Source organism: Sphingobacterium sp. BIGb0116, assembly GCF_024808035.1.
In the GTDB taxonomy this organism is placed as follows: Bacteria; Bacteroidota; Bacteroidia; order Sphingobacteriales; family Sphingobacteriaceae; genus Sphingobacterium; species Sphingobacterium paramultivorum.
Genome location: NZ_JANUDT010000002.1, coordinates 314,161 through 333,536, shown reverse-complemented (window position 1 = coordinate 333,536; position 19,376 = coordinate 314,161). Strand labels below are relative to the sequence as shown.

Here is a 19,376-nt window from a genome sequence, read left to right as displayed (position 1 = left end):
CTAATGAAAAACTTACTGATATCATTGTTAATATCTGCAAGTAGTTTAACTGTTGTTGCCCAATCCAATCTGAAAGAGGGCAGCAACAGTTTTGCTTTATATACCAAAACTGGCGAGTTTAAAAATCTTGAAAATGCGCGAAAGTTTGCAGACGCTTCCTTCCAATCGAAGAAAGATTCAGCTTCTGTCAACAATAACCTTTTAAGAGCATTGGTATATAGCTCCTTGGCAGTTGCAGATTCAACAAGGAAGCAGCCATATAAAATGGATCCTATCGACGTATCCATCAAATCACTTAAGCTTCTGGATCAAAAAAAAGCACGTCGAAACTTTCCTGCAGAGATGGACTATATTCGTCAAAATCTTGCTGGAGCCATCTCCTATCAGGGAGCTTTGGCTTTAAAAGATGGTAAATTTGACAAAGCTTATAAAGCTTACCTTCGAATAGATTCACTTGGCTTCAAAAATAATGATCTCAAATATAATCTGGCCGTACTCTCTGGCAAGAATAAAGATTATATGAATTCGATCAAATATTATGACGAACTCATTAAAAGTGAACATCCAAAGCCTAATTACTTTCTTGAATTGGCACAGATTTATTCGCTCGGAGGTACTAAACAGGATGTCTTGAACGTTCTTGAAAAAGGACATGCTATATTTCCTGAAAATAAACAGATACTTTTTAGATTAATTGATGTGTATTCAGCCAATAATTCTTATGACGCTATCTTAAATGTCATTGCTGATGCCATTCGTTTAGAACCTGAAAATGTCGAACTGAACTATATTGCAGGCTATTCTTATGAAAACGCCAATGATATAAAACGAGCGAAAGAATATTATAATAATGTATTGCGGTTGGATCCGAATAATTATGAATCTAATCTTGCATTAGGATTAATCAATCTGGAGACTTTATTAAAGGAACCTTCCAACCAAGATATACAAGAGTTAACCATCGAGTATCTGTTGAAGGCAAATGAGATCAAGCCTTATGATGTCAATGCGCTTAAAGCTTTGGCTAAATATTATAAGCTTATTGATGACGCATCACAATTAGACAGAGTGAATTTATTATTGAATCAATTAACAGTTAAATAGATATGAATTTAAAATCTCTATTATTATTAGCAGCAATAGGTACTGTATCTACCTCAGTTTCTTTTGCGCAGACGGGTAATGTTAAAAAGGCGAAATCAGCCCTAGCGAAATTCCAAGAATTGAAAGACGCTGGTACAGTTCAATTGGGTATCTCCAATTTGAAATCGGCAAAAGAAGCTATTGACGCAGCTGTTGTCAATGACAAAACAAAAGATAATGCTGAGGCATGGACAGTATACGCATTGGTAAATGCAAACCTATCAACAATAGATAAGTCATCTGAATTAGCGAAATTGGCTGAGGACGGAATTGCCAGAGCAAAACAGCTGGATGCAGACGGTGCGAATAAAGCGAATATTACTGTTGCGGAACAAATTCTGGGACAATATAATTTCAATTTGGGTGCAGAAGCATATCAAGCACAAAAATATGCCGAGTCTTACAGCTCCTTTACAAAAGCATTGACCTATCTTCCTGGAGATACATTAGTTACTTATTACAGTGGTGTTGCAGCACTATCTAACAAAGATTATAAGAATGCTGTGGAACGTTATAAAGAACTAATTCCAAGAAAAGATTTCTCTTCGCATAAAACGATTATGGTCGATTTACCAAAATTGTACCTCTCTATGCAAGATACGACTTCAGCACTTGAATATGCAAAAAAAGCGGCTGAAGCTTATCCGGATGACAATGCAGCAATGACTCAAAACATCGAATTGAATCTGATTACAGGTCACGAAAAAGAAACAATTGATGCCATTACTGCACAATTAGCAAAAGATCCAAACAATAAAAGCTTAAATTATTACTTAGGTATTGCCCAATCTTCAGCGAAAAATGAGGATGCAGCGGTTGCAGCATACAAAAAAGCATTGGAAATCGATCCTAACTTCTTTGAAGCAAACACAAATTTGGCGATCACGTTGATGAACAAAACACGTGAAAAATTAAATGTTGTTAATAATAACAGAAAATTGACGCAGGCACAATATGATGCAGAATTAAATAAGATTAAAGCAGAATTAAAGCCAGTGCTTCCTTACTTAGAGAAAGCAGTTTCTTTGCAGCCCAAAAATGTAGATGCTTTAACGAATTTAAAGAACTACTATATTTTTATGCAAGACGAAGCTAAAACTGCCGAAATCAATGCTAAGATCAAAGAAGTAGAATAAAAAAATAAACTTTCATAAAAAAGCCCGCATCTTGTTATGCGGGCTTTTTTATGAAAGTCTTTTTTGTGTTAAGCTAAAATGGCAATCAACTCAATCTGAAATATCAAAGTACATTCCCCTCCTTTTCGAGGTAACAATTCTTCCTTTCCATAAGCCAGCTTTGGTGGAAGACACACTTCCCAGATTGACCCAACAGGCATCATTGAAATCGCTTCTTGCCAACCGACTATGAGTTCATTGATATAAAACGTTTCGGGACGCTTCCGCTTATACGAACTATCGAATACGGTTCCGTCTAAAAGCTCCCCTTTATAATGACAGATAACTTTCGCGGACTTTTTGGGAATCTGCCACGCGCCCTTTGTTAATACCTTATAGTGCAAACCCGATGCACATACAACAGCTCCCTCTTGTTGTGCATACTTTTCCAAAAAGACCTTTCCTGCCTCCAGATTCTTTTCCGCAAGCGCTGCTAAACTTAACTTATTTTTCTTTCTCTGAACCAAAACTCAATTGATTAAAATTCAATATTGCTAATTATTTAAGATATCCTCAAAATAACAGCTTTTTCTCCTTTTTACGAAAAAAGACCAAGTTTTTGTTCAATATAGTACCTTTATCAGCGTAGCTTTGCATCTAAGGTTTTCTCGAAACTAAAAGCCTTACTCACAGGACAGTTTTCCTTCGCTTTATGCGCTATTGTTTGAAACTCAGCTTCGGTAATCGTTGGGACCTTTCCTTTCAGCTCAAGTTCGGACCGTACAATTGAACCATTTTCGAAAACGATTGTCGATACGGTTGTTAATTCTTCGGGAACAAAACCAGCTTCAGAAAGATAAGCGCTCAATTGCATCGTAAAACATCCGGCATGTGCTGCTGCCAATAATTCCTCAGGATTTGTTCCGACACCATTTTCAAACCGGGTTGAAAATGAATATTGCGTATGATCCAACGCTGTACTGTCTGTAGTCAGACTACCTTTTCCTTCTTTCAGATTGCCATTCCATTGGGCTGTTGCTTTTCTTCTCATGTTTTCTACAATCAATTATTCAATTTAACTTTTCTCATGTCAATTTCTCCTGTCAGGCTTCTAGCCTTTCAGGTATATTTTATAGAACAAATAGTCGTTCAAAAAGTTGTATGCTATTTCACAAATTAATGTCGCATTCCACGCAAGTAATACGTTAATATTTTATTAAAACTAAACTCATGAATAAACTATTGTATCTTTTTATCATTGTAGCTGCCTTCACATCATGTAAAACTCGCCAAGTTAAGGAGCAGGCCTTAATACAAGACTGCCCGGAAGAAAAAATTGTAAACAAAATACCCGGTCCACCAGTGAAAGGCGAGATAGAAAAAATTTATTACATCTATCAGGGCAAAAGAGTTTCCCCAAAACAATTTGATCAGCAATGGCTCGAAAAGAATTGTGATATTAAAGAGACAGTTGTTTATTGATTTTATTTCTAAAAACAAGCATAAAGACGTAATTTCGCCTAAAATTTTTTATAATGACAATTTCTCTTCGGGAGGTCAGTCAAAAGATTTTAGGCTATGTCTCTTTAACTTTCCTTGGTTATTTCACAATCGGCCTATCGCTTGCTACCCTTCCCATCTTTATTCATCAAACTTTAGGATTTAATACAATTATTGCGGGATTGGTCATTAGCGTTCAGTATATTGCTACATTCCTACTCCGTGGTTATGCAGGAAAAATTGTGGACACCAAGGGTCCCAAGATTTCAGTTTTGCGCAGCATGTTATTTTTTGCATTATCTGGACTCCTTCTACTGCTTGTGTTTCTATTCCGTTCTCAGCCTCTTCTAAGCTTGGGTCTCCTGCTTATTACCCGTTTGTTTACTGGAATTGGAGAGGGTCTTGTGGGTGCGAGCCCTATAAATTGGGCATTAATGGAACTCGGCGATGAACATGCCGCAAAAGCGATTTCTTTCAACGGAATAGCCAGCTATGGTGCATTGGCTATTGGTGCACCCTTAGGTGTTTTGATGGTGAATCATATCAATTACGAAGCTTTGGCTCTACTTACCAGTGCAGTTGGCCTCCTTGGTTATTTTTATTGCCGCACTAAAACACCCTATCAAGTGGCACGTAAAAAGGCTGAAAAAGTGAGTTTTAAACGTGTATTGCTTTTAGTAGCGCCCTTTGGGATTTGCCTTGCTTTAGGAGGTCTAGGCTTCGGCAGTATCTCCACTTTTATGACGCTTTACTATGAACATTTCAATTGGCAAAATGGCGCAGCTTGCTTAACTATATTTGGCGTATTCTTCATTTTAACACGGCTTATTTTCAATAAGGTTATTGACCAATATGGTGGCCTTAAAGTTGCTTTAGTGAGTCTTTTCGTTGAAACATTAGGTCTCACGGTTATTGCTGTGGCTATGGATCCATTGTGGACCCTATTGGGCGCCGCATTAACGGGTTTTGGTTTCTCACTTGTATTTCCAGCGCTTGGTGTCGAAGCCATTAAGCGGGTAGATCAAAGTCAACAAGGCTCTGCTCTGGCTGCTTACGGGCTATTTATTGACATTTCACTAGGAATCACAGGCCCTTTAATTGGCTTTGTGGCCAATAATATGGGTATGACAGCGATATACCCATTTAGTACCATTATGGTCTCCATTGGTTTTGCCGTTGTTGGCAACCTACTCTATCAAAAACGGCGTGAGCTGACACCATAGTCTCCCCTAAACATAAATCATAGCATCAAAGATATACCTACAAAAAGAGCGGTGAATGTTTATACATTCACCGCTCTTTTTGTAGGTATATCCGTTAAAATTAACCTTCAATACTCGGTACTCCAACAACTTCATTGGTATCAGCGTTGTAATCGATACCGTCGAAATTGAAACCGAACAAATTGAAAAACTCGTTACGGTAACCTTCAATATCTGAAATTTCGGCTAAATTTTCAGTTGTTGCTTTCTCCCACAATGCTGCAACTTCAGCCTGAACATCTTCACGCATTTCTAAGTCATCAACACGGATACGACCTTTGTCATCAAGCAATACCTTTCCGTCAGCGGTATAAAGTCGCTCAGCAAACAAACGTTGCATTTGTTCAATTGTACCTTCGTGAATGCCTTTTTCCTTCATGACTTTATACAATAAAGAAATGTATAAAGGAACAACTGGAATAGCTGAACTTGATTGTGTTACCAAGGCTTTATTCACCGATACATAGGATACACCATTAATATCGCTCAAAATCGCGTTTATTGCAGGCACTGTTCCTTCTAAATTATCCTTTGCACGACCAATTGTACCATTACGGTAAATTGGATAAGTAAGTTCAGGACCTATGTAAGAATAGGCAACTGTTTTTGCTCCCTCAGCTAACACACCAGCAGCTTTAAGATCTTCGATCCAAAACTTCCAGTCTTCTCCACCCATAACAGCTACGGTATTCGCAATATCTTCTTCATTTTCAACAGGCTGAATGGTAATGTCTGAAATTACACCCGTATGAAAATCTACCGTTTTATTGGTAAAAGGCTCTTGTATAGGTTTCAAAACAGAAGCATGTGCTACGCCCGTTTTTGGATGCGTACGGCGTGGTGATGCCAAACTATAAACCACTAAATCAACCTGTCCTAGATCCTTTTTAATAAGCTCAATAGTTTGTTTTTTCACTTCGTCCGAAAAAGCATCGCCATTGATACTTTTGGCATATAATCCCGCCTCATGGGCTTCTTTCTCAAAAGCTGCCGAATTGTACCATCCAGCAGTTCCTGGCTTGCCTTCTGCTGCAGGTTTTTCAAAAAATACACCGATTGTAGCAGCTCCAGAACCAAATGCTGCAGAAATCCGAGATGCAATACCAAATCCAGTAGAAGCACCGATTACCAATACTTTCTTTGGACCATTCGCGATCTCACCTTTGGATTTCACGTATTCAATTTGATTTTTAATGTTTTGCGCAGCCCCTTGTGGATGCGAGGTTAAACAAATAAAACCTCTAGTTCTTGGTTGTATAATCATCTTGATTAATTTTCTTACTACTTGTTTTATTGATTAGGCAAAATAAGGAATTTTAAATGAGAAAATCGCGATAAAAATCAATTAGTTTTTGTTTCATTTCCATTTGAACGGACATTTGCTTACTTTCACAAAGTTAAGTATACATCGCACTCCTATTATTTATGCCAATCCAATTTACAATAAAAAAGAATAAAAAAAATGCACTTTTTTTAGGAACGCTAGCTGCGCTATTTTTTGCTAGCACCTTCGTTCTAAACCGTATTATGGCAATCTCCGGCGGAAGTTGGCAATGGACAGCCTCTTTACGTTTTATTTGGATGCTCCCAATATTACTTCTCATTGTTGCCATAAGAGGAAACCTCATCGATTTACTCAAAGAAATCAGATCCAACCTTTGGCAATGGCTTCTTTGGAGCACTATCGGATTCGGGCTATTCTATGCAGCACTTACCTATGGCGCAAATTATGGACCATCTTGGCTCGTAGCCAGCACCTTCGAATTCACTATTATAGCCGGCATGTTCATTGGTCCGCTGCTCGATAAGAAAGGGCAACGAAAAGGCATATCAAAAGCTTCACTCCTCTTCTCCATCCTTATTTTTTTAGGTATTCTTTTGATGCAAATTTCAGAGGCCCAGTCAACCTCTTTAAACACAATGTTATTGGGAACCATCCCTGTATTGATCGGCGCTGTTGCCTACCCCTTAGGCAACCGTAAAATGATGAAAATATCGAACAATAGATTGGATGCTTTTCAACGTACACTCGGCATGACACTCTGTAGTATGCCATTTTGGATTATCCTGAGCCTATTTGGCTATTTTGATAATGGCCTACCTACTGATAGTCAACTTTTCCAAACCTTTTTAGTAGCCATTTTTTCAGGAGTGATTGCAACACTTTTATTTTTCTCAGCTACCGATTTCGTTCATCAGGACCATAAAGCATTGGCAGCTGTAGAGGCAACACAGGCCATGGAAGTTATTTTTACGTTGGTTGGCGAAATTCTTATCCTGCAGGCGGCGCTTCCAAATGTATATTCCTGTATTGGTATTGTCATGGTGGTTATTGGCATGATTTTACATAGTCGCACAAGTTAATAATACTCTCACCTTTCATCTGATTGTAATGTTCTGCTTATTTTACTCAGATTTAAACTGTTGGCCATTGCTGAGAAAATATCATAATAGGTTCCTTTATGTGCGTATAGATCTTCATGTTGTCCTTTCTCTACCACCATTCCCTTTTCCATGACCACAATGGCATTGGAATCGATGATTTGAGAGATACTATGGGAAACGATAATTACTGTACGATCTTTCTTTATGGCATCCAAACTATTTTTAATCTGTTCGGTCGCGATGGCGTCCAAATTAGCCGTAGGCTCGTCGAGAAAAATAATGGGTGGATTTTTTAAAAACAAACGGGCTATGGCGATCCGCTGCTGTTGGCCCCCTGATAGTGACTGCGCATCCGAATCGTAACCCTTGGGCAGATCCATAATCTGCTCATGAATATAGGCTTTCTTGGCTGCTTCAATGATTTCTTCCCTAGAACTTCCCATTTTACCATATTCAATATTTTCAAAGATAGTCCCTTTAAAAATATGATTACGCTGCAATACCATACCGATATGTCGACGGAGAAACGCTGTATCGTACTTTGCCAGATCCACCCCGTCCAAAAAAATTTGGCCGCTGCTGGGTTCGTAAAATTTGTCCAATAAGTTGATAATCGTGCTTTTCCCGGCCCCACTCAGCCCCACTAAAGCCGTTATTTCATTCGGCTTGATCTCAAAATTCACGTCCTTTAAAGCAACGGTTCCATTTGGATATTCAAAAAAAACATTCCGCAACGCCAAATGTCCTTGAATATGTGCTGGCTTATAATCACCTTTTGATTCAATATGCTCGTCAGATTCCAAAATTTCGAAGAAAGATTCTGAATAGATCAGGGCATCGTTTACCTCATCATAAATACGGTGCAACTGACGTATTGGCGCCGAAACGTTATTAAATAACATGATATGAAACATAATCGCACCAATGGTGATTTGGCCAGAGAGAACAAGATAAGCCGTTAAAACAATGATAATGACAACAGCAATCTGTTCGACAAAATTTTTAATGCTGTCGTAAAGAAAACTCGTTTTTCGAGTTTCCATTTGATTCTCAGTCATTTCAAATTGGATCTTTTCATGACGTTTAGCTTCTTCTGGCTCCCGAACGAATGATTTAATTACTAAAATTGAATCGATCAAACTAATGATCCGGTTATTTTTCGACTCCCGGTAATTGCGCATCTGCCTTCTAAAGCCTGTCAACTTGGAGGCTTGGGTCTGACTAATATAAAGATACAAAGGAATAACAGCCACCCCTACCAGACCTACATATACATTAGCGTAGAACATACAGATTAATGCAATGATTGCATTTGCAAACAAAGGCAGAATATCAATAAAGAAATTTTGGACCAAACGTGTCAACGAACTAATACCGGCATCTATCCGAGTAGCCAATTTTCCACTTTCATTATCGGTTGAGGTATAAAAGGCTAACTTATAGGTCAAAATGCGGTTTACAATAGATTGAGAGAAGTCCCGTGCGATATAAATTCGAAGTTTCTCTCCGTAAAATTTCTGACCAAACTGAACAAAAGCATAGACTATTTCTTTAATTAACAAAATAATACTGATCATGCCTACTAGATACATGCCTTTTGATAAGGGTTCTTTGGCGACCATCAGGTCATTAATTTGATCGACGGTATACCGTAAAATAAAAGCATTTATTTGCGCAGCAAAAGACCCCACTACCGTTAATAACAAGGTATAAATAATCAACTGACGATAGGGTTTGGCAAAGGGAACAATTTTTTTAAATAATTGCGGGATAGTCATTGAAATTGATTTTAATATAGAGGAAACAACTAATCTAGGGACATTGTTTAAATGAAAAGCATAAAATCAATTTGATCACAACGACGTACTAACACAAAAAAGGCGTATCGTTTCATGATACGCCTTTCCAACAATTTGCGGGAGCCGCAATATTAACCAAAAATTCGATTTAATACTTTAGCTAGCCTTAAGCCACCTTTTAGCATACATTGCTCCATAATATCCTTGTTTTGATAAACATAGGAGTACGATAAATTGGCGTTATTGGCTACGTCAGCGTAAATCTTTTCAGCCAATTGATTTGATTCATACAACCAGTTAGCGAGCTCTCCAGCCGCCAGCTGCTCATTCTCTTTTTTGTTATTCACATCTAAAACAGTTGCAAACTCGGTATAACTATATTTCTCATTGTCTACCAAATCACTATCCCAAACACGGTGGATATTTGATTTTTTTCCAAACCAGCTTACTTCAATCTTATTGCCACCTTGATCCTCTGCACGGCTAACATGCATGGGTTGATGCGCATCGCCCAGAATATGGATCAAGAAATACAGGTTTTGTTTTTGTTGATCCATTGGAATAGTCTTATCTGCAAAGGACTTCTCAATACGGAGCGCTGTCTTATACAGATTCTCATCAGCTGAATTTTCTAAACCCAACTGAAAATCGGCCCAGGGTAAATTTGAGTTTAAATTTATAAAATGGGAATTCCCCAGTTTTTTAAATTCAGGATTGGGATCTGATTTGATAAAATCTCCCCAGTTGGCCCAATAGGCCAGCTTTTGCTGTCCAATGACTTTTCCAATATTCTTTTTGGCTTTTTTAGTCAAATGGCGTTCCGCAATTTCAGCCACGACACGATGCCCTGTTGTCCCCCACGCAAATACCGAAGAAAGCTGAAAACACAATGCCATTGCCAGCAAACCCTTGATCATTTTTTTCATTAGATTGTTGTTTTAAATGATGACGAAGCTCCTACCTGTTAGAAAAACGCCGTTCGCTCCCACAAACTGGAGTTGAAAAGCGGAATCAAACCCGTAATAACCCATCTTACTATACTGAATGTTAATTATTTGAAAATATCGAACGTATACTTCGCCGAAGACCAAAACTCATCCAAAGCAATTATTCTAGGCTTAAAAAAAGAAATGAGCTCGGCCCAGTCATCCTCTTTAAAAACACTGTAACCGGATAAGCTTGTATAGATCCGGCAAATCGGCTTTCCATATTCGTCCATTCCGTCCATGTCCCAAATCCACTCTTCTTCAAGAAGATCCTGCAACAACGTTTTAAACTGAAGAAATTGTTCTGCCATTAATGCCCTGAGCCCAGCATCAGATTGGGACCACTGTATCGCAATAGTTGCCACCTTCTTATCCGCATCCATTTTGAAGTATAAATGCTTAATACCTGTCTTGTAGTTAATCCAATTTGCTTTCTCCCCATCTGCCGATGCATGTAAAGCCATAAATTGCCCAAACTTCGTCCAGAATAACTGTTTTAATTGTTTTATCTCTTCCCTTGAATACACCGATACAAATTTTTAGTCAACAAAATTAGCAAAATAGCTCGGTATGTCTAAACCTTATTGGTATCAAAATTGTTGTTTTAACGATAAACATATTCGAAGATGAACATGGATAAGAAAAAATCACTATTACTATTAACTGGCATAGCACTTGGGGCTGTGGCCTATAATGCCTTTAAACCCGTCATCTCGCGACCTGACGTCGTGGATCCTTTTGACTTGGATAAATATCTTGGAAAATGGTTTGAAATAGCTAGACTCGACTTCTATTGGGAAAAAGGCTTAAGTCAAGTTTCCGCGGAATATAGCAAAAATAAAAATGGTACGATACGTGTCAATAACCAAGGGTACTCCGAAGACAAAGAACGCTGGAAACAGTCTATCGGAAAAGCCAAATTTGTCAACAGTCCCAATGAAGGTGCACTTAAAGTATCGTTCTTTGGTCCTTTCTACAGTGGGTATAATATTGTAAAAATTACGCCTGATTATAAATACGCACTCATTTTTGGTGACAATCTAGACTATATGTGGATTCTGAGCCGTGAGACTGAGATTCCAGATAAAATCAGAAATGAATTTTTAACCTATGCCCTGCAATGCGGCTATGAAACCGGTGATCTCGTATGGACCAAACATTAGTCGAAGATCGGAGCTAACAGCTGGTAGTTTAACGTCTTATCCTGTGTGAGTACATCAGCTATCTCCTCAACATCTTCCGGCGTGATTGCATTTCTGATACCTGCATTGTAGAGATTTACAAGGAACAGGGCACCTGCACGTTTTTCGTTGAGCAGCAAAATTGAACTCCCGACATAGAAATTTAATACGGATACTGCATAGTCGCCAAACAGGTTAAAACCGAAATCACCATTTTTCTGTAGGCAATAACGCATCATTTTTTCAAAATCAGAACGCAAAGTATCTTTTATCTCAGTAGTCATCAAAATCTTTTTAGAGGCACAATTACTGGAAATAGCGCATAACATCATACACTCCTCTCCTGGCAGGACAAAAATGCAAAAAATATCCCAAACAATGTACCGCTAAGCAGTAGATTGTTTGGGATAAACTATGCGTTATGCTGCGACTAGTTTACAATGCTTCTGCATGTTGAGAAACATCCAAACCAAGCTCTTCATCTGTCTCTTCGACGCGCAATGGAGCTATAATATCGGTGATCTTCAATAGCACAAGTGAACCAACGAAGGCAAAAAATGACACCGCAAATAGTGCAACCATATGAACAAAAAACAATTTCGTTTCGCCAAAAAATAGACCATTGTCCACAACAACAGGATTAATGTTATGATGGGCAAACACACCGGTAAGTACCATACCAACCATGCCACCTACCCCATGACAAGGAAATACATCCAACGTATCGTCGATACTTGTTTTACTTCTCAGATATACAACCAGATTACTAACCAACGCGCCAACTAAACCAATGATCATCGCATGTGGAATACTGACAAAACCAGCAGCTGGTGTAATCGCAACCAAACCAACAACGGCACCGATACATGCCCCCATTGCTGAAGGTTTCTTTCCACGTATGATATCAACAAATATCCATGCCATAGCGGCCATGGCTGATGCTGTGGTCGTGGTCGCAAAAGCGTAAGCTGCCAAAGAATTTGCTCCACCAGCAGAACCTGCGTTAAATCCAAACCAGCCAAACCACAAGAGTGCTGTACCTAATATCACGTAGCTTATGCGCGCCGGATTATGAATTTGCAGTTTACGTCCTTTTAAATAAATCGCTGCTGCCAATGCTGCCCAACCGGCCGACATGTGCACAACTGTACCACCGGCAAAATCAAGAACACCAAATTTTGCCAATATACCTTCAGGGTGCCAAGTAGCATGTGCCAATGGCATATAAATAAAAATACTGAACAGAATAATGAATAGCATAAATGAATTAAAACGAATACGTTCAGCAAAAGCCCCCGTGATCAATGCTGGTGTGATAATCGCAAACTTCAATTGAAACATCGCAAACAAAACCAAAGGTATAGTGGGAAGCGCTCCCCAAGCAACATTCCCTAATGTACCTTTCATCATAAAAAATGTACGCGGATCGCCTACAATACCACCGATATCATCACCGAAAGCCAAACTGAAGCCAACAATGACCCAGAGGATTGTCATTAAACACATACATATAAAGCTTTGCATCATCGTTGAAATTACATTCTTCTTGCTAACCATACCGCCATAAAAAAACGCAAGTCCAGGTGTCATAATCAACACCAATGCAGAAGAAGTTAACAACCAGGCCGTATCTCCCGTATCAAATTCTGCCTTGTTTAAGTCAGACAAGTCAATGGACGGAAATACAAGTCCCAATACTCCTAAAAGAACTAGAACAATGAGTGGAATAATTTTTTTCATTTGTTTAAACTGATTAGTGTTTTCAATATATTAATAAAATTGTTAAAAAAATACAAGAACAAAACAAAAACCTACTTTCCCTTATAATTTTTTCAAATATAAAGTCTTTTTGTTAAAAAAATACTATGTTATTTTATTTTTTATGATTTTTTTTACATAATTTCACAGAAACAAACACAAAAACCATAATTACCAATTAATTTTTAAACAAAAACCACTACAAAACAGACAAAACAAAAGAATTAAACCTTAAAAAAATCAAACAAATCAAACTTAAACCAAAAAAAACATGAAAAAACTTCTAACAATCATCTTTTTATCATTATTTCTAATAAAAACAGCGACATCACAAGAAGAAACCAAAGAAAAAGGAGTAGAAATATCCGGATCAGTGGATACTTATTGGAAATATGATTTTCAAAACAAACCTAACATCAACACCTATTTCACCGAAGACAACAACTCCGTCTCTATTGGGATGGTGGATTTGGCTGTAAAAAAGAAGTTTAAAAAAGCATCATTTGTCGGAGAATTGTCTTTTGGCCCTAGAGGGCAGTATCGATCCATTATGAATGGTGATGGCCAGGCCGGCGATGACAAAAACAGTTTCCATATCCAAAATCTATATGTAGGCTATGATCTGACCGAAAAACTCAATCTTACTGCAGGTTTCATGGGAACATTTGTGGGTTTTGAAGTGATATCACCAACCTACAATTTCCATTATTCAACTTCTTATTTATTCGGTGCCGGTCCATTTCAAGACGCTGGTTTAAAAGCTACTTATAGTTTCTCAGACAAAGTGGCTTTAATGGTCGGACTATTTAACGACTGGAACGTCTATCAAGATATGAATGGAGTTTCACATGTCGGATCACAACTTGCCTATACCCCCAACGATAAAAGCAGCTTTTATCTCAATTTTCTAACAGGATCCTCTGCTGGCGGCAAAACCAATTACAGCTCTGGAACATTGGTCGATCTTGTAGCTAATTATGACTTCACCCCCAAATTTTTTCTTGGTTTAAATGCTACAAATTATAAAAAGAGAGATGGTGGGGGTTACTCTGGAGTAGCACTTTATCCAAGAATTCATTTTTCAGAACATTTTGGACTAGGATTACGCGAAGAGTTTTTCCAAACGCATAAAGAGGAAGAAAATGGAATCCCTAGTTCCAATATTCTCGCAACCACCTTGACCGCAGAATACAATTACCATGGATTCAAATTTATTCCCGAAATCAGAATTGACAAAGGAAATACCGAACGATTCATCAAGAATGACCTAAGCCCGACCAAATCTGCAGGACAATTTCTATTGGCCTGTGTCTACAGTTTCTAAATAGCATTACATTACACATAAAAGGAAAGAGCAGATTCCACTGGAATCTGCTCTTTCTTTTTATTTTCGAAGCGGTCTAGCTGCGTTGCAAAAAGCAATTATCGAACACTTACCGAAACATGACGATCCATAATACGATCGGATTCGGGCGCATCTGCCATATACTTGGCAAACTGCGAGCCGTAACCCTCTGCACCTATCACCTGTTTGGAAAGCTGCTCTTTACCCAGGTAATCCTTTACAGCTGTTGCCCGCTCAAGCGATAACTTTTTATTAAAATCCTCATTGCCCGTTTTGTCTGTATATCCACCGATTTTAATATTAGCTGCAGGAAAAGCCTTTAATATCGCAGCAAGATTACTTAATTGCACCTGACTTTCAGGCAGTACCTCGGCTGTACCTGTTTTGAAATTCAGGTTATCGAAATCAAACCAGGTATTTTTCAGGGAATCTTCACCCATCGATTTATAATCGGATTTTAAAAATTGGACCAAGTGATCCTCTATCCCGCCTTTAAAAGCAGCAAGTTTGACACCGTTTGGTAGGATGACCTCCGTCGGCTCGCGCTCAACCATACTGGACCCCGTTTTCATAGTATCTGGCTCTACCTTTGTATTGTTTACACTGGTGTCGGTAGCACCGTCTTGCTTGCTTCCACTACAGCCTTTTCCAAATAAAAACCAAAGCGCAGCCAATACGACCAGGGCGATTAAAATCTTCCACCAACCGCCACCGGAACCGCTTCCAGAACCAGTTCCAGCGATTGCTGCCCTGGAATCTTCCGCTCTTGGCAATGACAAGGGCTCTTTATGTGCTTCCAGTTCATTTGCCGGATTAATGGGTATTGACTTATGACTATCCACCTCCTTAGCAACATCAGCAGGAATTGCATGTTCAGTCGCGGATTCTGCCGGCGCAGAAAAATGTGCACCATCAAAAAGCTTCCCAAAGGCGCCTAAGCCTAACCCAGCTGGAACAGCAGCAGCAAAAGCGGTTTTATTTTCCTCCAAAACATGACCGATACGATCAAAATCCCAATTTTGGCCCTTATTTGTTAGACTGGAGAATATCGCGGGCAAAGAAAAATTCATTAATTTCCCAATGGAGCTGCCATCATACCCCAAATAACCGGCAACAGTACTCAAAACAGTATCCAGACCGCCACCAAATATTGATCCCAATAAACCCTGAGCATTCTCACCTTTCACAGCAGGATCCGCTGCGGGCCCATCTGCTTTGCTTACACTACCGAGAAGCTCCTGGAAATCAAAATTCGCAAAGTGCTGCTTAGCCCTTTCAAGTATCTCCGAAATCCCACTACCGGAATCGGAATGTTGGCTTAAACCTAAAAACAAGGCGGGAATTGTTACATTCAAACCCTGCTTTACCCCCTCTTTATCCTGATTTAAAACTTGCCCTATCTGAGCGACCGCCTCTTCGTCAAAAAAGTCCTTCGCCCCTTTTAAAAGCTGATTTTCCATAATCTTTGTTTATTTATAGTTTATATAAAACTCTAACAAACAAAGGTTTAATTTGTTTACCCTACACGATTTAACGATCAAAATCACCCGAAAGCCATTTTGGAAGAACAAACTCGGATGCCAGATGGGCCCATTGGTAACTTTGCCAATCAGCTCTACTGATCCACAGCACTTCTTCCAGTTCTTCATAAGCCTCAAATGCATGACGCTCTGCCAGTTTGATTAAATAGATATAGCCCTCGACCACCGTATTTACCTCATTTACAGCCTGTGTACTGTGACTACCAATAAAGCTTATTTCCATGCTGCTCACATCATACCGAAGCTCCTCTTTCAGTTCACGAATTAAGGTCTGCTCACGGCTTTCTTCCGGCCCTACCTTCCCCCCAGGTAGCTGAAAATAGCTAGACCCTTTTTTACGAACCATTAGCAAATCTCCTTCCGGAGCAAGCATCACCGCCGAGCAAATAACAATTTTGTCCATATCATTTATTTCAGATCACAAAACTAACTTTTTATCCATCATCGAAGAAATATCTCCCCCGCATTCAAGACAGCTCTTTAAAATAAAATTTTACCGCAATAAACGCTTTATCATTGAAAATCTGTTACAGTTCACAAAACGAATAGTAAGGTTTAACAGCAAATCTATTTCCTTCAACTGCAATAAAATTGCAAATAATAAACTAATTATCTAAGTTTAAGGTATAAAACGATAATCTATACTTCCATATATGAATCGAAGATTAACCTGTTTAATACTAAGCATATTGTTTCTATTGCCGGGATGCCAGCAAGACAAGAAAAACACAGCAAAAACCAATCAGCAAACTGAGCAGCAAAAACCTACTCCACCTAAAGAGCAGGTTGAGCAGAAAAAAATACTTACCGCTGAGGATATTATCTTAAAAAAAGAGCTGCTTTACAACAAATACACCCTGGAAGACAGCTATCCTTACAAAGACACCACACGCGGTTTTCAATGGGAAAAGATCAAAGAACGCCTGGCCTTTATCGAAAATTTTCAACAGACACCATCGCTGTATGGGGTTCTACAGAATTATCAAAATGAAAAAGGCGAAGCCCCAACAATACAGGACTATAAACGGGACTCTTATAAACGCGTATCCGACAGTTTCAACGTCGAACGCTATCAAGCGGCACCACTCTACGATCTTAACAGTGCCAAAGCTGTTCGTTACGGTCGGGACGGCTGGCTCGTCCGCATACAAGGCCCCGACAGCATAGCTCGAATTCCGATTGAAGGTATTTCATTCGAAGGAAAATATACGGTTCCCAAAAGATATCTGCGTATTATTAGCGACACTGTGCAGTTCAAGATCATCAATGTCGTCGATGTAAAGAACCAAAATATCTGCACCTTGGAAAAAGTCGGAAACGAATGGCTTGTCCGAAGCATGAATCCTGTGACGAGTGGTCGGCACAAACCTCCCCATGCCCAGGAAACTCCAACAGGCCTCTTTGTTGTGCAGGAACACAAATCCAAGATGTTTTATTATGAAGACGGTACCAAAACTTACGCCGGTTTCGCACCTTATGCCACCCGATTTACCGCCGGGGCCTATATACATGGAGTTCCAGTCAACAATCCCAATGGCAGCATTATCGAATATAGTGAGAGCCTAGGCACAACACCCAAGTCGCATATGTGCGTCAGAAATGCGTCATCTCACGCTCAATTTGTCTATAAACGGTCAAAAGACCTCGCTTCACTGGTCGTTGTTATTGATTAACAATATTTAACATTCTGTAAATCAAATATGTATTAACTTTAATAATTAATTTTGTAAACATCTACACAGAAAAGGGAGAAGAATGGGAAATACGTTTATGTTTCTTTTGATGGCACTCAATACAGCATTGTCTTCACAAGAAGAATTAAAAACAACAGATCAACAAACCACCAGCACTCATCGTATCAATGTCGAACGTCAACGCACCGAAGTTGACTCGTTGTATGATGAAATGAATCTAGGCAAAGTATTAAAATACGAAGCGTTTCGTCAAGCAATGGAAGGCAGAAAAGAACTTCCGATCCACAACAAGGACATCATGACCGTCATTGACTTTTCATTGGCATCAACGGAAAAAAGGCTTGTGGTACTCGACCTTGCGCACAAAAGAGTACTTTTCAACACACTGGTTGCGCATGGAAAAAATAGCGGAGAAAACTATGCTGTCAATTTTTCAAATCAACAGGAGTCACTTAAAAGTTCTTTAGGGTTCTTCACAACAGAAAACACGTACAACGGCGAGAATGGTTACTCCTTGGTATTAAATGGTCTTGAAGAAGGTATAAATGACAATGCAAAAGCAAGATATGTTGTGATGCATGGCGCCGATTACTGTAGCACAGGAACAATAGCAAACTTAGGCAGACTCGGTAAAAGCTACGGCTGCCCCGCAGTACCAAGGGAATTTGCAGGCCCTATCATTAACACCATCAAAGATGGAACGTTGTTGTTTATTTATGCCGACAACTCCGAGTATCTCACAAAGACACACTTGATCCATCAACCCAATATATTGATGGCGCAATTTCAAAAAAGACCGCCTGCATTTGATCACGAAGGCTAATAAATAAAAAAAGCCTGATGGAAATACTTCATCAGGCTTTTTTTATTTATAAATTGTCTTTCGATACACCGCTACCGGACCAACACGATTCTAAGATTTATGCTTTTTCTTAAATTTCAACATCCAATTGTAAATTGCATCATCATGGAACAATCGCTCCACACTTCCATGCGTCCCCCCTTTTATCACATTTAAGCTCACATTTGCATCCGGATCTTCTCTTTTGATCGCATTCATAATTTTTCTGGATTCCGAAATTGGCACGGCACGATCAGCGGTACCATGATGAAGCCATATCGGCACCTGAGTCAGGTTAGATGCATACTGACTCGATCCGCCGCCACATATTGCTACTGCAGCAGCCACCCTTTCGGGATATTTACCAGCCACATCCATGGTACCATAGCCCCCCATACTCATGCCGCAAACGTAAATACGGTCGGGGTCAGCATTATAATGTTCAATAACATAGTCAATAATTTCGATTACTTTGTCCGGATCCCATCCTCCCCGGGACTGTGGCGCAACAATTATCCCAGGCACCTCCTGCCCTTTGTTGATGGCATACAATACACCATAACGCTTTACACGATCTAAATTTGTCCCGGACAAACTTCTTCCATGCAAAAACACAAATACAGGCTGTTTTTCAGACTCCAAAGAATCCAGTGCGGCATCTTTCAATAAAAAAGGATAAGCAGTTTCTCCTTTTATAGCGTGTATTTCCTGCGCGTTTACGCGCATCAACAGCATAAAGAAAAAACAGATATACAGGTAAACTTTTCGCATATTTCTTGTCTATGACTACCTAGCTTAATTTTGGAGCACTAAAAATACAATTAAA

At 39.2% G+C, this 19,376-nt stretch carries 20 protein-coding genes; 9 read left to right on the top strand and 11 right to left on the bottom strand.

The window, feature by feature from the left end:
- Positions 1 to 3 precede the first annotated feature (3 nt).
- Together M2419_RS08010 and M2419_RS08005 are read left to right on the top strand one after the other, a co-directional pair.
- A complete protein-coding gene (locus M2419_RS08010) occupies positions 4 to 1,104 on the top strand; it encodes a lipopolysaccharide assembly protein LapB (RefSeq protein ID WP_153844599.1) in 1,101 nt (366 codons plus the stop codon).
- Positions 1,105 to 1,106: 2 nt separating this feature from the next.
- A complete protein-coding gene (locus M2419_RS08005; RefSeq protein WP_182331963.1) occupies positions 1,107 to 2,279 on the top strand; it encodes a lipopolysaccharide assembly protein LapB in 1,173 nt (390 codons plus the stop codon).
- A gap of 68 nt (positions 2,280 to 2,347) precedes the next feature.
- Here M2419_RS08005 and M2419_RS08000 read toward each other — a convergent pair whose 3' ends face one another.
- A complete protein-coding gene (locus M2419_RS08000) occupies positions 2,348 to 2,785 on the bottom strand; it encodes an FKBP-type peptidyl-prolyl cis-trans isomerase (protein WP_259254753.1) in 438 nt (145 codons plus the stop codon).
- Between the two features lie 113 nt (positions 2,786 to 2,898).
- Positions 2,899 to 3,309 carry an OsmC family protein gene (locus tag M2419_RS07995; protein WP_182331959.1) on the bottom strand — a complete coding sequence of 137 codons (411 nt, stop codon included), beginning with the start codon at positions 3,307 to 3,309 and terminating at the stop codon, positions 2,899 to 2,901.
- A 179-nt stretch (positions 3,310 to 3,488) separates the two neighbouring features.
- Between M2419_RS07995 and M2419_RS07990 the strand changes: the two genes are divergently transcribed.
- Both M2419_RS07990 and M2419_RS07985 read left to right on the top strand, forming a co-directional pair.
- Positions 3,489 to 3,740: a hypothetical protein gene (locus M2419_RS07990; protein WP_153844602.1), complete on the top strand. Its 252-nt coding sequence runs from the start codon at positions 3,489 to 3,491 to the stop codon at positions 3,738 to 3,740.
- Between the two features lie 53 nt (positions 3,741 to 3,793).
- Positions 3,794 to 4,981 (top strand): MFS transporter, encoded by a 1,188-nt coding sequence (locus M2419_RS07985; RefSeq protein WP_182331957.1) that lies wholly within the window; start codon positions 3,794 to 3,796, stop codon positions 4,979 to 4,981.
- Positions 4,982 to 5,081: 100 nt separating this feature from the next.
- On the opposite strand, the gene fabV is transcribed toward M2419_RS07985, so the two are convergent.
- Positions 5,082 to 6,284, bottom strand: a complete 1,203-nt coding sequence (fabV, locus tag M2419_RS07980) for an enoyl-ACP reductase FabV (RefSeq protein WP_153844604.1) — start codon at positions 6,282 to 6,284, stop codon at positions 5,082 to 5,084.
- 263 nt (positions 6,285 to 6,547) lie between these two features.
- Here fabV and M2419_RS07975 point away from each other — a divergent pair, with 263 nt between their 5' ends.
- Positions 6,548 to 7,384: a multidrug resistance efflux transporter family protein gene (locus M2419_RS07975; protein WP_228280225.1), complete on the top strand. Its 837-nt coding sequence runs from the start codon at positions 6,548 to 6,550 to the stop codon at positions 7,382 to 7,384.
- An 8-nt stretch (positions 7,385 to 7,392) separates the two neighbouring features.
- Here the strand turns inward: M2419_RS07975 and M2419_RS07970 are convergent, their stop codons facing one another.
- The 3 genes from M2419_RS07970 to M2419_RS07960 all read right to left on the bottom strand — a co-directional run bounded on the left by M2419_RS07970 (position 7,393) and on the right by M2419_RS07960 (position 10,717).
- On the bottom strand, positions 7,393 to 9,183 hold the full coding sequence (locus tag M2419_RS07970; RefSeq protein WP_153844606.1) for an ABC transporter ATP-binding protein: 1,791 nt from the start codon (positions 9,181 to 9,183) through the stop codon (positions 7,393 to 7,395).
- A 152-nt stretch (positions 9,184 to 9,335) separates the two neighbouring features.
- Complete coding sequence (locus tag M2419_RS07965) at positions 9,336 to 10,130, bottom strand: S1/P1 nuclease (RefSeq protein ID WP_182331953.1); 795 nt, start codon at positions 10,128 to 10,130, stop codon at positions 9,336 to 9,338.
- A gap of 125 nt (positions 10,131 to 10,255) precedes the next feature.
- The gene (locus tag M2419_RS07960) at positions 10,256 to 10,717 is read right to left on the bottom strand and encodes a DUF4268 domain-containing protein (RefSeq protein WP_182331951.1); all 462 of its coding nucleotides are present in this window, start codon (positions 10,715 to 10,717) and stop codon (positions 10,256 to 10,258) included.
- Positions 10,718 to 10,816: 99 nt separating this feature from the next.
- On the opposite strand from M2419_RS07960, the gene M2419_RS07955 reads away from it, so the two are divergent.
- Positions 10,817 to 11,353 (top strand): lipocalin family protein, encoded by a 537-nt coding sequence (locus M2419_RS07955; protein ID WP_235032735.1) that lies wholly within the window; start codon positions 10,817 to 10,819, stop codon positions 11,351 to 11,353.
- Here M2419_RS07955 and M2419_RS07950 read toward each other — a convergent pair.
- Together M2419_RS07950 and M2419_RS07945 are read right to left on the bottom strand one after the other, a co-directional pair.
- Positions 11,350 to 11,655, bottom strand: a complete 306-nt coding sequence (locus M2419_RS07950) for a hypothetical protein (RefSeq protein WP_153844607.1) — start codon at positions 11,653 to 11,655, stop codon at positions 11,350 to 11,352. The two genes, M2419_RS07955 and M2419_RS07950, sit on opposite strands and share 4 nt — an antisense overlap.
- Before the next feature lie 151 nt (positions 11,656 to 11,806).
- Complete coding sequence (locus tag M2419_RS07945) at positions 11,807 to 13,111, bottom strand: ammonium transporter (RefSeq protein WP_153844608.1); 1,305 nt, start codon at positions 13,109 to 13,111, stop codon at positions 11,807 to 11,809.
- Positions 13,112 to 13,400: 289 nt separating this feature from the next.
- Between M2419_RS07945 and M2419_RS07940 the strand changes: the two genes are divergently transcribed.
- Complete coding sequence (locus tag M2419_RS07940; protein WP_153844609.1) at positions 13,401 to 14,453, top strand: outer membrane beta-barrel protein; 1,053 nt, start codon at positions 13,401 to 13,403, stop codon at positions 14,451 to 14,453.
- A 98-nt stretch (positions 14,454 to 14,551) separates the two neighbouring features.
- On the opposite strand, the gene M2419_RS07935 is transcribed toward M2419_RS07940, so the two are convergent.
- Positions 14,552 to 15,934, bottom strand: coding sequence for an OmpA family protein (locus M2419_RS07935; RefSeq protein ID WP_159726551.1), 1,383 nt, complete (start codon positions 15,932 to 15,934; stop codon positions 14,552 to 14,554).
- Between the two features lie 70 nt (positions 15,935 to 16,004).
- The gene (locus tag M2419_RS07930) at positions 16,005 to 16,418 is read right to left on the bottom strand and encodes an NUDIX domain-containing protein (RefSeq protein ID WP_088161703.1); all 414 of its coding nucleotides are present in this window, start codon (positions 16,416 to 16,418) and stop codon (positions 16,005 to 16,007) included.
- 250 nt (positions 16,419 to 16,668) lie between these two features.
- Here M2419_RS07930 and M2419_RS07925 point away from each other — a divergent pair, with 250 nt between their 5' ends.
- Both M2419_RS07925 and M2419_RS07920 read left to right on the top strand, forming a co-directional pair.
- Positions 16,669 to 17,688 carry a L,D-transpeptidase gene (locus M2419_RS07925; RefSeq protein WP_159726547.1) on the top strand — a complete coding sequence of 340 codons (1,020 nt, stop codon included), beginning with the start codon at positions 16,669 to 16,671 and terminating at the stop codon, positions 17,686 to 17,688.
- A gap of 82 nt (positions 17,689 to 17,770) precedes the next feature.
- Positions 17,771 to 18,532, top strand: a complete 762-nt coding sequence (locus M2419_RS07920; RefSeq protein ID WP_232475537.1) for a murein L,D-transpeptidase catalytic domain family protein — start codon at positions 17,771 to 17,773, stop codon at positions 18,530 to 18,532.
- A gap of 90 nt (positions 18,533 to 18,622) precedes the next feature.
- Here M2419_RS07920 and M2419_RS07915 read toward each other — a convergent pair whose 3' ends face one another.
- Positions 18,623 to 19,321, bottom strand: coding sequence for a prolyl oligopeptidase family serine peptidase (locus M2419_RS07915; protein ID WP_182331947.1), 699 nt, complete (start codon positions 19,319 to 19,321; stop codon positions 18,623 to 18,625).
- Positions 19,322 to 19,376: the final 55 nt, after the last annotated feature.